A 13,448-nucleotide genomic window follows, 5' to 3' on the forward strand; every position below is an offset into this window, starting at 1 on the left:
TATTTAAGAATAAAGTGTACTAAAATTAGTAATTTGGTTTCAATATAATTAAAACTCAATATTTATGAAAAAATCCGTTTTAGCTTTAGCTTTAATTGGAGCACTAGCAATCTCTTGTGGAGAGAAAAAAGATACAAATGCAGTAGAAGAAACTACTGAGACAACAACTGAACAAGTAGAGGCACCAGCGCAGAAGGAATTATCTTATTCTATGGAGTGGACTGCTTTTAAAACGCCTGAGAAAGTAGGAGTAAAAGGAACATTTTCTGATATTAAATTAAATGAAGTAAAAGCAGATGCTGCTACATTAGAAGAAGCATTAAAAGGTGCTAACTTCGTAGTAGTAACTTCTTCTGTAAGCACAAATGATGCTGGTAGAGATGAGAAATTAAAAGGTGAGTTCTTTGCTAAAATGGTAGGGAATATCAATGGATTCTTTGGAGAGTTTAAAGATGGTAAAGTAATCGTAAACTTAACAATGAATGGAATTTCTAAAGAGAAAGAGTTTACTTATACAGTAGAAGGGGATGCTCTTAAACTAAATGGTTCAATAGATATCATCGCTGATTTTACGGCTCAGTCTGCATTTGATAGCTTACATGCAGCTTGTAAAGATTTACACGAAGGGAAAACTTGGTCTGACGTAGAGATTTCTGCTGAGATTAAAAAATAATTAGTTACTTTTGTAACGTAATTGAAGAGGAGTATGCTAAAATATTCCTCTTTTTTTGTACCTTTGCAAACCAAATAAATTATCTATTTTAGGATATGTTAGATAGACTACAAATTATTAAGCAACGTTTTGACGAAGTTTCTGACTTAATTATTCAGCCAGATGTAATCGCTGATCAAAAACGTTACGTACAATTAAATAAAGAGTATAAAGATTTAAAACAGTTAGTTGAAAAACGAGCTGAGTATATAAATCTTAAAGGTAATATGGAAGAAGCTAATGAAATATTAGCTGATGGAAGTGATGCTGAAATGGTAGAAATGGCTAAGATGCAATTAGATGAGGCAAAAGGTCGTTTACCAGAATTAGAGGAAGAAATCAAATTCTTATTAATACCTAAGGATCCGGAGGATGCTAAGAACGTAATGGTAGAGGTACGTGCTGGTACAGGAGGTGATGAGGCGAGTATCTTTGCTGGGGATTTATTTAGAATGTACACTAAATACTGTGAATCTAAAGGATGGAGAACATCTGTAGTAGATGTGAATGAAGGAACTTCTGGAGGATATAAAGAGGTAATCTTTGAAGTAACAGGAGAAGATGTATATGGTACATTGAAATTTGAAGCTGGAGTACACCGTGTACAACGTGTTCCTCAAACGGAAACTCAAGGACGTGTACATACATCAGCTGCTACTGTAATGGTATTACCAGAAGCAGAAGAGTTTGATGTACATATCGATATGAATGATGTACGTATTGACTTATTCTGTTCGTCAGGACCTGGAGGGCAGTCTGTAAATACAACTAAATCAGCCGTACGTATGACTCACATTCCTACAGGCCTTGTGGCTCAATGTCAGGACGAGAAATCTCAACACAAGAATAAGGATAAAGCTTTATCTGTATTACGTTCTCGTTTGTATGAAATGGAGTTAGCGAAGAAACAGGCAGAAGATGCTACTAAACGTTCATCTCAAGTAAGTAGTGGAGATAGATCTGCAAAGATTAGAACTTATAACTATCCACAAGGACGTGTTACTGATCACCGTATTGGACTTACTCTTTATGATTTGGATGGTGTTATGAATGGTAATATTCAGAAGATTATTGATGAGTTACAATTGGTAAGTAATACTGAGAAATTAAAAGAAGGAGACGTTTTTTAATCGTCTTTTATAAATATAATAAACCACACTTGCTTTTGTATAGTGTGGTTTTTTTTAAACTATAACTACGAAACATGACTACACAACAATTAATCGAACAAATCAAGCAAAAGAAATCATTTCTATGTGTTGGCTTAGATGTTGATTTAGATAAGATTCCAACTTTTTTATTAAAAGAAGAAGATCCTATTTTTAGTTTTAATAAAGCAATTATTGATGCAACTCACCAATATGCAGTAGCTTATAAACCGAATATTGCCTTTTATGAGGCTTATGGCATAAAAGGATGGATGTCTCTGAAGAAGACAATAGAATACTTAAATACTAATTACCCTGAGGTATATACCATAGCAGATGCTAAACGTGGAGATATAGGTAATACAGCATCTATGTATGCTAAAGCTTTCTTTGAAGATATGTCATTTGATAGTGTTACTGTTGCGCCTTATATGGGTAAAGATTCTGTAGAACCTTTTTTAGCTTTTGAAAATAAACATACTATTCTTTTAGCATTGACTTCAAATCAAGGAGCATTTGATTTTCAAACAAAAGAAGTGAATGGAAAGCCATTGTATCAAGAAGTATTAGAAACTTCTCAAACGTATAAAAATGCAGCGAATTTAATGTATGTAGTGGGAGCTACTAAGGCAGAGTATTTTGAAGAGATTAGAAAAATAGTTCCAGAAAGTTTTTTATTAGTTCCAGGAGTAGGAGCTCAAGGTGGTAATTTACAGGATGTATGTAAATATGGATTAAGTAAAAATGTAGGATTGCTAATCAATTCGTCAAGAGGTATTATCTTTGCATCTAAGGAAGAAGATTTCGCAGAGAAAGCGGGATTAGAAGCTAAAGCCATTCAACAAGAAATGGAGGAGATATTAAATAAAATGGTATGATTGTATTAAAAGATCAAATAGGGCAAGAGCATCGCTTTGAACAAGCACCAAAGAGAATTATTTCATTAGTGCCTTCACAAACAGAAACGTTATGTGATTTGGGACTTGAAGACGAGATTAAAGGAATAACTAAATTCTGTGTACATCCTTATCATTTAGGTGTTGTCAAAATAAAAGTAGGTGGAACTAAAAAGGTACACGTAGAAAAGATTAAAGCGCTTAATCCTGATATTATTATTGCTAATAAGGAAGAGAATACTCTAGAGATTGTAGAAAGTCTGAAAGATATTTGTCCTGTTTGGGTTACTGATGTCATTACATTAGAAGATAATAAGCAAATGATAGAAGATTTTGGTGTATTGTTTAACAAACGTACAGAGGCAAAGAAATGGAACGATAAGATTGATTTTGCTATCAAGGATTTTATGTCTTTTGTAAGTACTAGAGAAGTACAAAAAGCAGCTTATTTTATCTGGAGAGAACCTTATATGGCAGCAGGTAATAATACGTTTATCAATACCCTTTTGACTTTGAATAAATTTACAAATGTGTATGCTAATCGCGAAGAGCGTTACCCTGAAGTAGAGATAAGAAAGATTAGAATTCAAGGAGATCCAGAGTTGGTATTCTTATCGTCGGAGCCTTATCCATTTAAGGAAGAACATGCATTTGAATTAGGAAGACATACACATCACGGGAAAACTGTTTTTGTAGATGGGGAAATGTTCTCTTGGCATGGAACACATTTGTTTAATGCTTTTGAATACTTTAAGCAAATTCATAAACGAATTGAATAATGCTTTGATTTTTAGATAATAAGTAGTCTAGAGGATTAAGGTAAGAGTATAAAAAGAAAAAGCCGAGTAATTTCTTACTCGGCTTTTTTAACTAACCCTAACTATTATGAAATCAATCATTATTGATTATACAAATATCAAAAAAATATTTAGAAAGGTCAGTTAATCGAATGTTATAATAATGTTATATTTATTTTTTTGTTTAAAAATATAAATATAATTCAATATAATTGACTAGTTACTTTTTATTTTTAAAAAGTTTCTCGATAGAATTACTTGATGTGTTTTTTTTAGTTGAGTTTGTTAGATTATCTTGAATTGCGAATACTTCTTTTAATAGTTTAGAATCTCTAGATCCTGTGATATTTTCTCTAATATTCCCTTCTTCAACTGCGATCATTTTGAATACACCATCCATTGTTTGGTTGGTAATATAATCTGTTAAGTCTGTTGTAACAGGAGATACTAGAGGAAGTGCATTGTAAGTAGTAGTCATTTTTTCCCAGATTACATCAGCTCCTACTGATGCTATGGAAGAATTAATCACTGGACTGAATTTAGTATATAAACTTTTAGATGTGCTTTTTTTTAAGTAATCAGTTGCCGCTGATTTGCCTCCAACAAGAATATCTTTAGCGTCTGTGAATGTCATATTCTTAACTGCTTCTACAAAGATTGGTGTAGCTTCTTTCACAGCACTTTCTGCAGCTCTGTTTATTAGTGTTAATCCTTGATCCGCTAATTTGTCCATACCTATTCTTCTTAAAGCTCTATCTACTTTTTGAAATTCTTCAGGCATTACAATTTTAACCAATTCATTTTTTAAGAAACCATCAGGTTGTGATAGTTTACTTACTTGATCAGCAATTCCTTTATCAAGAGCTTCTTTTAATCCTTTGGCAACTTTATCTTGTGTAAGAGAATTGATAAGATTGTTTTTTTTGGAGGTTTGTGCATTGATGATTGGGGAATAGGCTAGTGTACTCATGGTTAGTACAGCAGCAATCATTGTCTTTTTCATAGTGTTTTATTTATTATTGTATTTACTTCTAGTTTTATTGCTTTTCTAGCAATTTCTAACTTTTCCTCTATTAAGATATTCTTTGCAATTAAAGTCTGTCTAAGTTGACTAGCATCGATGATGTTAGGATTATTGCCTATTTGGTGTATTAATTCTATAATACTGTTTTTTGATTGAACTATAATTTGCCAAAGCTCTTCGCTAATATAGATTTGCTGAGCTACGTTATAGTCAAACTCTTGTTCTATATGATTTATTAAATTGATTTGATATAGCACTTTATCTTCTGTAGTAGGTGTAATTCTTAAAACTAATTTTTTTAGATCTATACGCTCAATTAGTATAATAAAACGTTCAAAAGCTTGTAGTTTTAAAGCTTGTAAGTCTATTGTATTTTGGGTTTTGAGTTTTTCTAATAGGACTAAATCTTTTTTTGTTTGATTTCTCAAAATACGGTTAAAGAATGTATATGCTAAAGCTGCTGAAATTAAGGCAGGTAGAGTATAGGCTAATAGCTGTAAAACAAATTCTGTGCTCATTGCGATCTTTTTAAGCAAAAATAGGGAATATTATGTTTGCTGTGATAATTTTTATGGTCGCAAAAAACTTGTTATAAAGGTATAGTAATTGTAATTTTGACCTTTTCGAGTAAATTAGATATGCAAAATTATATAGATCAGTTAAATGAGGCTCAAAGAGCACCTGTACTCCAGAAAGATGGACCAATGATAGTAATCGCTGGAGCAGGGTCAGGGAAGACGAGAGTGTTGACTTTACGTATTGCTTATTTAATGCATCAAGGAGTTGATGCTTTTAATATTCTAGCGTTGACGTTTACCAATAAGGCAGCTCGTGAAATGAAAGTAAGGATTGCTCAAATCGTTGGGAATTCAGAGGCTAAGAATCTATGGATGGGAACATTCCACTCTGTATTCGCTAAGATACTTAGAGCAGAGGCAGATAAGTTGGGGTATCCTAGTAACTTTACTATTTATGATTCTCAAGATAGTCAACGCCTTATAGGACAGATTATAAAAGAGATGCAATTAGATAAAGATATTTATAAGCCAAAAGAAATACTAAGTAGAATTTCATCTTATAAAAATAGTTTAGTAACTGTAAAAGCATATTTTAATAATCCTGAACTACAAGAGGCTGATGCGATGAGTAAAAGGCCTCGTATAGGAGAGATTTATAATAATTACGTAGAACGATGTTTTAAGTCAGGAGCAATGGATTTTGATGATTTATTGTTAAAGACAAATGAGTTATTAACTCGTTTTCCTGATGTACTTTCTAAATATCAAAATAGATTCAAATATATATTAGTGGATGAGTATCAGGATACTAACCATTCACAATATTTGATAGTTCGTGCATTATCAGATCGTTTTCAGAATATTTGTGTAGTTGGGGATGATGCTCAGAGTATATACGCCTTTAGAGGAGCGAATATTAATAATATTTTGAATTTCCAAAAAGATTATGAAGGGGTAGAAACTTATCGATTAGAGCAGAATTATCGTTCGTCAAGAAATATTGTAGAAGCAGCTAACTCAGTTATTGATAATAATAAAGTTAAGCTAGAAAAGGTAGTATGGACCGCGAATGACTTTGGACCAAAGATAAAAGTACATAGATCATTAACAGATGGAGAGGAGGGACGTTTTGTAGCTTCTACTATTTTTGAAGAAAAGATGCAAAATCAAAAGAACAACAGTGATTTTGCTATTTTATATCGAACGAATGCACAGTCTCGTGCTATGGAGGATGCTTTGCGTAAAAAGGATATACCTTATCGTATTTATGGTGGTCTATCGTTTTATCAAAGGAAAGAGATTAAGGATGTATTGAGTTATCTAAGATTGGTAATTAACCCTAAAGATGAGGAAGCATTAGTACGTGTAATTAACTATCCAGCAAGAGGTATAGGAAATACTACTTTGGACAAATTAACAATCGCTGCTAATCACTATAAGCGTTCTATATTTGAAGTAGTTGAACATATTGATAAAATTGACTTAAAGATTACTGCTGGTACACGAAATAAATTGAGTGATTTTAGCAATATGATTAAGGCTTTTCAAGCGTTGGAAGAAACAATGGATGCTTATCAATTGACGGAACATATTGTTAAGAAAACTGGGCTTGTTCAAGAGATGCGTAAGGATACTACTCCAGAGGGTATTACACGTATGGAGAATATTGAGGAACTACTGAATGGTATTAAAGACTTTATTGAAGGTCAACGTGAGGTAGATGGTGCTAGAGGAGCTTTAAGTGAGTTTATGGAAGATGTGGCTTTAGCTACAGATTTAGATAAAGATACGGGTGATGATGACAGGGTGGCCTTGATGACAATCCACTTAGCGAAAGGACTGGAATTCCCGACTGTATTCTGTGTAGGAATGGAAGAAGATCTGTTCCCAAGTGCAATGAGTATGAATACTAGAAGTGAATTAGAGGAGGAAAGAAGATTGTTCTATGTTGCTTTAACACGTGCAGAGCATCAGGCTTATTTAACTTATGCTCAATCAAGATATAGATGGGGTAAATTAGTAGATAGTGATCCTTCTCGATTTATAGAGGAGATTAAGGATGATTATTTAGAGTATTTGACTCCAATAGAAACGAACTATAGATATAAGCCAACAATTAATGCTGATATTTTTGGTGATGTAGATAAGAGTAAGTTGAGATTGAAAAAACCTGTTGCGGGTACTCCTCCTGCTTATGTAACCGATAATGAAGAACCAAAAGAGAATAGGAATATAAGGAAATTAAAGCCTGTAGATGCTTCACCAACTAAGACTACTAGTCTTACAAATGGTAATCAACTGTTAGAAGTAGGACAGGTAGTTATGCATGAACGTTTTGGTAAAGGGGTTATTATTAATCTTGAAGGTGTTGGTGCAGATAAGAAAGCAGAGATTCGATTTGATGTTGGAGGAATAAAAAAACTGCTGTTAAGATTTGCTAAGCTTCAAGTTTTATAGTAAATTGTATAGAGTATAAAAAATATAAGTATGTCACAGTTTATAAAGATTTATCCAGAGAATCCTAATGAAAAGGAAATTGATAAAGTGGTTAAGGTATTAAGAGAGGGAGGTCTAGTTATCTACCCTACTGATACTGTGTATGGGTTAGGATGTGATATATCAAATTCTAAGGCATTAGAAAGAATTGCTAAGATTAAAGGAATAAAACTAGATAAGGCTAACTTTTCTTTTGTTTGTTATGATCTAAGTAATATTTCTAACTATGTGAAGCAGATAGATACTTCTACATTTAAAATATTAAAGAAAGCATTACCTGGTCCTTATACTTTTATTCTTCCTGGAAATAATGAACTTCCTAAAGAGTTTAAGAAGAAAAAAACAGTAGGGATTCGTGTGCCTGATAATAATATTGCAAGAGAAATTGTTAGAAAACTTGGTAACCCAATAGTATCTACTTCTATTTATGATGAAGATGAGATATTAGAGTATACTACTGATCCAGAATTGATATTTGAAAAATGGCAAAATATAGTTGATATTGTTATTGATGGAGGGTATGGAAATAATGAAGCATCAACAGTAATTGACTTGTCAGGAGAAGAACCTGAAATTATAAGAGCAGGTAAGGGAGATACTGATATCTTCTAAAAGAATCAAATAAGTATAAAAACGAATTAATAAACAAGGTTAATTTACAGTTACAAGCTATATAAGCTTAATTAAATTAGGGTTTTTCAAACTGAATTGTTATTTTTGTAACTGTTTATATTAAAAGCTAAACGTATCACACTATGAATTTACATGAATTTCAAGGTAAAGAAATATTAGCTAGCTACGGTGTAAGAGTACAACGTGGATTAGTAGCTAACAACGCAGAAGAAGCAGTTGAAAAAGCAAAACAACTTACAGAAGAAACTGGTACAAGTTGGTATGTAATTAAAGCTCAGATCCATGCAGGAGGAAGAGGTAAAGGAGGAGGAGTTAAGTTGGCTAAAAACTTAGACGAAGTAAAAGAAATCGCTGGTAAGATTATCGGTATGGATTTAATTACTCCACAAACTCCACCAGAAGGAAAAAGAGTTAACCGTGTTTTAGTAGCAGAGGATGTTTACTATCCTGGAGAAAGCGAAACTAATGAGTTTTACATGTCTGTATTACTTGATAGAGCTAAAGGACGTAACATGATTATGTATTCTACTGAAGGAGGTATGGATATCGAAGAAGTTGCTGAGAAAACTCCACACTTAATCTTCAAAGAAGAAATCGATCCAGCAGTTGGATTACAAGGATTCCAAGCTAGAAGAATTGCTTTTAACTTAGGATTATCTGGAAATGCTTTCAAAGAAATGGTTAAGTTCGTAGATGCTTTATATAGAGCATACATTGGAAGTGATTCTTCAATGTTCGAGATTAACCCTGTATTAAAAACTTCTGATGATAAAATTTTAGCTGTTGATGCTAAAGTGACTTTAGATGATAATGCATTATACAGACAAAAAACTTATGCTGAGTACAGAGACGTTACTGAAGAAAGACCTATCGAAGTAGAAGCTAAAGAAGCAGGATTAAACTATGTGGATTTAGATGGTACTGTAGGATGTATGGTTAACGGTGCTGGATTAGCAATGGCTACTATGGACTTAATTAAGTATGCTGGTTTCGAACCTGCTAACTTCTTAGACGTAGGAGGAACTGCTGATGCTAAACGTGTTGAAATCGCTTTCCGTATTATCTTAAAAGATCCTAACGTAAAAGCTATTTTAATTAACATCTTTGGAGGTATCGTTCGTTGTGACCGTGTTGCTCAAGGTGTTGTTGATGCATACAAGAACATGGGTGACGATATTAAAGTGCCAATCATCGTTCGTTTACAAGGAACTAATGCTGAATTAGCAAAAGAAATTATCGATCAATCAGGTATGCCTATTTTATCTGCTATTGCTTTCCAGGAAGCTGCAGACCAAGTAAAAGTGGCTTTATCATAATTTAGATAAAAGAATATAAAAAAGGCTAGCTCATTTGAGCTGGCCTTTTTTATTATGTGTTTTTATAGGAGAGATAAAAAAATAAAGCTATTCTTTTAAAGAATAGCTTTATTTTTATTTTTTTCCATTTTTGAATTTGATTCCTGCTAATGGTGATTTAGGAGTAGTCTTTTTATTAGAAGTAGTCTTCTTTTTGAAATCTACGTTTTTACCTGAGTTTCCTTCTTTTTTAGGCGCTGGTTTAGTTTTCTTGTCCGTTGTCTGTTGTTTAAATGGTTTTATTTCAGACTTATTGGAAGCTAATACTTCTAATGGATTCTTAGGGGCTTCTTTTGTTCCTCTTAAGTGAATTACTAAACCATTTAGAAAGTTTCTTAGAATTTGATCTCCACATTCTATGTATTTAGGATGGTCAGCATTTCTAAAAAAGTTACCAATTTCACCTTTTGAAATTCTAAAATCAACTAATTCTAAAATTTCTACTATTTGATCGTCGCGTAATTGTAAAGCAACTCTCAGTTTCTTTAATATGTCGTTATTATTCATTCTATCTATTTTTGCAAAGGTAATTAAATTATCTACAGTTTATCTTTTAAAGCTTTTATTTCGTCTCTTAAACGAGCTGCATTGATAAAATCTAAGTCTTTAGCAGCTTTTTCCATTTCTTTTCTCTTCTCTCTTATTATTTTTTCTATATCAGCTTTGGATTTGTATTTAAGAGTTTCTTCTGCTGCTTGAAGAATAGTTTCTTTTTGGATGTCTTCATAAGAAGCTTTGACTAATTCACTAGATATTTTTTTGTTAATAGCAGTAGGAGTGATGTTGTGCTTCTTGTTGAAATTCATCTGCTTTTCTCGTCTATAGTTTGTTTCATCTATAGTTTTTTGCATGCTATCTGTAATTTTATCTGCATACATAATTGCTTTTCCATTTACGTTTCTAGCGGCTCTTCCAACAGTTTGTGTAAGTGATCTATGACTTCTAAGAAAACCTTCTTTATCAGCGTCTAAAATAGCTACTAGAGAAACTTCGGGTAAGTCTAGTCCTTCTCTTAATAAGTTTACTCCAATTAATACATCAAATAATCCTTTTCGTAAATCTTGCATAATTTCAACACGCTCTAACGTGTCAACATCTGAATGAATATATCTACATCTTATTCCTACACGAGTGAAATATTTTGCTAGTTCTTCAGCCATTCTTTTGGTTAGAGTAGTGACTAATACTCTTTCATCTTTTTCAACTCTTGAATGGATTTCTTCGATTAAATTATCTATTTGATTTTCTGTCGGTCTAATTTCGATTATGGGGTCAAGTAATCCAGTAGGACGGATTAATTGCTCTACATAAATACCTTCTGATTTTTGTAATTCATAATCAGCTGGGGTTGCAGAAACATATACTACTTGATTTTGCATTGCTTCAAATTCCTCGAATTTAAGAGGTCTGTTGTCTAGTGCAGCAGGTAATCTGAATCCATATTCTACTAGATTTTCTTTACGAGATCTATCACCTCCATACATGGCATGTACTTGTGATACAGTAACGTGACTCTCATCGATAACCATTAGATAATCATCTGGGAAATAATCTAGTAAACAGAATGGGCGTGTTCCTTGTTCTCTGCCATCTAGGTATCTTGAATAGTTTTCAATACCAGAACAATAGCCGAGCTCTCTGATCATTTCTAAATCAAAGTTTGTACGTTCTTCTAGACGTTTGGCTTCTAAGTGTTTTCCTATTTCTTTGAAGTAATCAACTTGTTTAACAAGGTCTTGTTGTATTTCCCATATAGCTTTTTGTAGTACATCTGGCGATGTTACAAACATATTAGCTGGATAAATATTAAGGTTGGTGTATTTCTCTATTACAGCAGAAGTTGAGGGATTGAATACTTCAATATCTTCAATTTCATCTCCAAAAAAATGTATTCTAAATGGATTGTCTGCATAACTAGGGAATACTTCTACTGTATCTCCTTTTATTCTAAAAGTTCCTGGGGTGAATTCGGCTTCAGTTCTAGCATATAAACTTTGTACTAATCTATGTAACAGTTTTGTTCTGCTTATTTGTTGATCTAATTCAAGAGTGATTACGTTTTTTTGGAACTCAATAGGGTTACCTATACCGTATAAACAAGAAACAGATGCTACTACAATAATATCTCTTCTTCCTGAAAGTAGGGCAGAAGTAGTGCTTAATCGCATTTTTTCTAGTTCTTCATTGATAGATAGATCTTTTTCTATATAGGTACCTGTAACAGGTAAGAATGCTTCAGGTTGGTAGTAGTCATAGTATGAGACAAAATACTCTACTGAGTTATTAGGGAAAAAACTTTTGAATTCTGTGTATAGTTGTGCTGCTAATGTTTTGTTGTGAGCAAGTATTAGTGTAGGTCTGTTTACTTCGTTAATAACATTTGCAACAGTAAATGTTTTTCCAGAACCAGTAACTCCAACTAATGTTTGGTATTTTTCATCTGCATTGATTCCCTGAGCAAGTTTTTTTATTGCTTCAGGTTGATCTCCTGTTGGTTTATACTCTGAATTTAATTTGAATTTCATAGTTGATTTAATAAGTATACAAAGTTACTTATTAAAAATAAAAAAAGCGCAAGAATAATCTTGCGCTTTAATATGATTAGATTGAATTCTAAATTTAGTTAATTTTGAATACAACTTTTCTTGCAATTCTACGAGCTGCAGCTGAATCTTTAGACACTGCGTCATCGATTCCGTTTCCTTTAGCAGAAACTTTAGAAGCACTAACTCCAGATTTAACTAAGATATCTTTAACTGCGTTAGCACGTCTTTCAGATAACTTATTGTTGTAAGATTTGTTTCCTACTGCATCAGCATAACCCATAACTTCAACAGAAGCATTTGGATTAGCTTTTAAGTAGTTAACGATGAAATTGATTCCGTCAACGTTTGTTGGTTGAGTTTTATCAAAGTCAAAATAAGCAGCAACATATCCTTTGTTGATTAATTCTTTAATCATGTTAGAATCGTTACCTGCAACAGCTTGCTCTGGTTGGTTACCATATTTCTCAGCGATGAAAGCTTCGATGTTATCAGCGATACCGTTGTTGTTTTTATCGATATTTCTACCTCTAGAATCAACTAAAGCACCAGCTGGTGTATTAGGCTCTAGATCTAAGTAATCTGGCACACCGTCTCCATCAGAGTCAACTAACATGCTTTCTACTTTAGATACTCTTCCGTCTAATTCAGCTAATAAAGCATTTTCTTGTTCTGCTTCAGTATACCAATCAGCGTGTTGAGCATTTTTACCTAAATAGATAGAAACTCCAACAGAAGCGTTAAACATAGTTCCTTGAGCGATAGAACGGTTAGTTGTACCTACACCATTCCAGTTTTTGTTTTGCTCTAAGTTTTGAATAACTGTAAAGTCTGCGTTTAATGCAACACGTGGGTGAACTTTAATTTGACCAGTTAATCCAGCCATTAAGTGTCCCATATTGTCTGTTCCAGAGAATGCATCTCCGTTCATCCAAGAGTAACCTCCCCCAGCGTGAGCTTGTACGTTTAATACTTTAGTCCAAGTTTCGAAGTTTAAAAGTCTTCCAACGTTAACAACCCCTTCTAAGCTTGTTCTGTAATGGTTAGTGTTTAAATCAGCATCATTAGTCCAGTTGTCTAATTTATCATAGCCAAAAGAAGCTTTAATACCAAATTTGTTGTTTAAGCTATAACGTACACCTCCATCTAAGTGTAAGTTTTTGAATGTTTCAGCAGATTGACCTGCTCTAGCTGGTTTAGCAAATCCTCCATTTAAGTCAATAGACCATTTGTTGTAAGGACTTTGAGCATGAACAGCACCAAAAGCTAATACAGAAGCCAATAACGGTAATGTTAATTTTTTCATAGTTGTCTTTTTAATTTCCA

Annotated in this window: 12 protein-coding genes; 7 read left to right on the forward strand and 5 right to left on the reverse strand. The window is 33.0% G+C overall.

Annotated features, from left to right (window positions below):
• Positions 1-64 precede the first annotated feature (64 nt).
• The 4 genes from BK054_RS12415 (at position 65) to BK054_RS12430 (ending at position 3,535) form a co-directional block, all read left to right on the forward strand.
• A complete protein-coding gene (locus BK054_RS12415; RefSeq protein ID WP_006259169.1) occupies positions 65-673 on the forward strand; it encodes a YceI family protein in 609 nt (202 codons plus the stop codon).
• A gap of 95 nt (positions 674-768) precedes the next feature.
• On the forward strand, positions 769-1,842 hold the full coding sequence (prfA, locus tag BK054_RS12420; RefSeq protein WP_006259168.1) for a peptide chain release factor 1: 1,074 nt from the start codon (positions 769-771) through the stop codon (positions 1,840-1,842).
• A 74-nt stretch (positions 1,843-1,916) separates the two neighbouring features.
• On the forward strand, positions 1,917-2,738 hold the full coding sequence (gene pyrF, locus BK054_RS12425) for an orotidine-5'-phosphate decarboxylase (protein WP_006261005.1): 822 nt from the start codon (positions 1,917-1,919) through the stop codon (positions 2,736-2,738).
• Entirely contained in the window at positions 2,735-3,535 is an 801-nt protein-coding gene (locus tag BK054_RS12430) for an ABC transporter substrate-binding protein (protein ID WP_071307330.1), read from the forward strand. The genes pyrF and BK054_RS12430 overlap by 4 nt, the downstream gene beginning before the upstream one ends.
• A 238-nt stretch (positions 3,536-3,773) precedes the next feature.
• On the opposite strand, the gene BK054_RS12435 is transcribed toward BK054_RS12430, so the two are convergent.
• The gene (locus tag BK054_RS12435) at positions 3,774-4,556 is read right to left on the reverse strand and encodes a DUF4197 domain-containing protein (RefSeq protein WP_071307331.1); all 783 of its coding nucleotides are present in this window, start codon (positions 4,554-4,556) and stop codon (positions 3,774-3,776) included.
• Entirely contained in the window at positions 4,553-5,095 is a 543-nt protein-coding gene (locus BK054_RS12440; RefSeq protein WP_071307332.1) for a hypothetical protein, read from the reverse strand. The genes BK054_RS12435 and BK054_RS12440 overlap by 4 nt, the downstream gene beginning before the upstream one ends.
• A 120-nt stretch (positions 5,096-5,215) precedes the next feature.
• On the opposite strand from BK054_RS12440, the gene BK054_RS12445 reads away from it, so the two are divergent.
• The 3 genes from BK054_RS12445 to sucC all read left to right on the forward strand — a co-directional run bounded on the left by BK054_RS12445 (position 5,216) and on the right by sucC (position 9,540).
• The gene (locus BK054_RS12445; protein WP_006265131.1) at positions 5,216-7,552 is read left to right on the forward strand and encodes an ATP-dependent helicase; all 2,337 of its coding nucleotides are present in this window, start codon (positions 5,216-5,218) and stop codon (positions 7,550-7,552) included.
• Between the two features lie 30 nt (positions 7,553-7,582).
• Positions 7,583-8,203 carry an L-threonylcarbamoyladenylate synthase gene (locus BK054_RS12450; RefSeq protein ID WP_006263406.1) on the forward strand — a complete coding sequence of 207 codons (621 nt, stop codon included), beginning with the start codon at positions 7,583-7,585 and terminating at the stop codon, positions 8,201-8,203.
• 143 nt (positions 8,204-8,346) lie between these two features.
• Positions 8,347-9,540 (forward strand): ADP-forming succinate--CoA ligase subunit beta, encoded by a 1,194-nt coding sequence (gene sucC, locus BK054_RS12455; RefSeq protein WP_006259161.1) that lies wholly within the window; start codon positions 8,347-8,349, stop codon positions 9,538-9,540.
• A 114-nt stretch (positions 9,541-9,654) separates the two neighbouring features.
• Here sucC and BK054_RS12460 read toward each other — a convergent pair whose 3' ends face one another.
• The 3 genes from BK054_RS12460 to BK054_RS12470 all read right to left on the reverse strand — a co-directional run bounded on the left by BK054_RS12460 (position 9,655) and on the right by BK054_RS12470 (position 13,428).
• Entirely contained in the window at positions 9,655-10,086 is a 432-nt protein-coding gene (locus BK054_RS12460; protein WP_006259160.1) for a DUF1456 family protein, read from the reverse strand.
• Positions 10,087-10,118: 32 nt separating this feature from the next.
• On the reverse strand, positions 10,119-12,104 hold the full coding sequence (uvrB, locus tag BK054_RS12465; protein WP_006259159.1) for an excinuclease ABC subunit UvrB: 1,986 nt from the start codon (positions 12,102-12,104) through the stop codon (positions 10,119-10,121).
• A 94-nt stretch (positions 12,105-12,198) separates the two neighbouring features.
• On the reverse strand, positions 12,199-13,428 hold the full coding sequence (locus BK054_RS12470; protein ID WP_006259158.1) for an OmpA family protein: 1,230 nt from the start codon (positions 13,426-13,428) through the stop codon (positions 12,199-12,201).
• Positions 13,429-13,448: the final 20 nt, after the last annotated feature.

This window comes from Myroides sp. ZB35 (genome assembly GCF_001865835.1).
Classification (GTDB): Bacteria; Bacteroidota; Bacteroidia; order Flavobacteriales; family Flavobacteriaceae; genus Flavobacterium; species Flavobacterium odoratimimum.

What these genes read in the sequence shown, in the direction of transcription:
- BK054_RS12440 (WP_071307332.1), bottom strand. Translation starts at nt 5,095, where the DNA reads ATGAGCACAGAATTTGTTTTACAGCTATTAGCCTATACTCTACCTGCC.
- prfA (WP_006259168.1), top strand. Translation starts at nt 769, where the DNA reads ATGTTAGATAGACTACAAATTATTAAGCAACGTTTTGACGAAGTTTCT.
- BK054_RS12460 (WP_006259160.1), bottom strand. Translation starts at nt 10,086, where the DNA reads ATGAATAATAACGACATATTAAAGAAACTGAGAGTTGCTTTACAATTA.
- BK054_RS12415 (WP_006259169.1), top strand. Translation starts at nt 65, where the DNA reads ATGAAAAAATCCGTTTTAGCTTTAGCTTTAATTGGAGCACTAGCAATC.
- BK054_RS12430 (WP_071307330.1), top strand. Translation starts at nt 2,735, where the DNA reads ATGATTGTATTAAAAGATCAAATAGGGCAAGAGCATCGCTTTGAACAA.
- BK054_RS12450 (WP_006263406.1), top strand. Translation starts at nt 7,583, where the DNA reads ATGTCACAGTTTATAAAGATTTATCCAGAGAATCCTAATGAAAAGGAA.
- sucC (WP_006259161.1), top strand. Translation starts at nt 8,347, where the DNA reads ATGAATTTACATGAATTTCAAGGTAAAGAAATATTAGCTAGCTACGGT.
- pyrF (WP_006261005.1), top strand. Translation starts at nt 1,917, where the DNA reads ATGACTACACAACAATTAATCGAACAAATCAAGCAAAAGAAATCATTT.
- BK054_RS12445 (WP_006265131.1), top strand. Translation starts at nt 5,216, where the DNA reads ATGCAAAATTATATAGATCAGTTAAATGAGGCTCAAAGAGCACCTGTA.
- BK054_RS12435 (WP_071307331.1), bottom strand. Translation starts at nt 4,556, where the DNA reads ATGAAAAAGACAATGATTGCTGCTGTACTAACCATGAGTACACTAGCC.
- BK054_RS12470 (WP_006259158.1), bottom strand. Translation starts at nt 13,428, where the DNA reads ATGAAAAAATTAACATTACCGTTATTGGCTTCTGTATTAGCTTTTGGT.
- uvrB (WP_006259159.1), bottom strand. Translation starts at nt 12,104, where the DNA reads ATGAAATTCAAATTAAATTCAGAGTATAAACCAACAGGAGATCAACCT.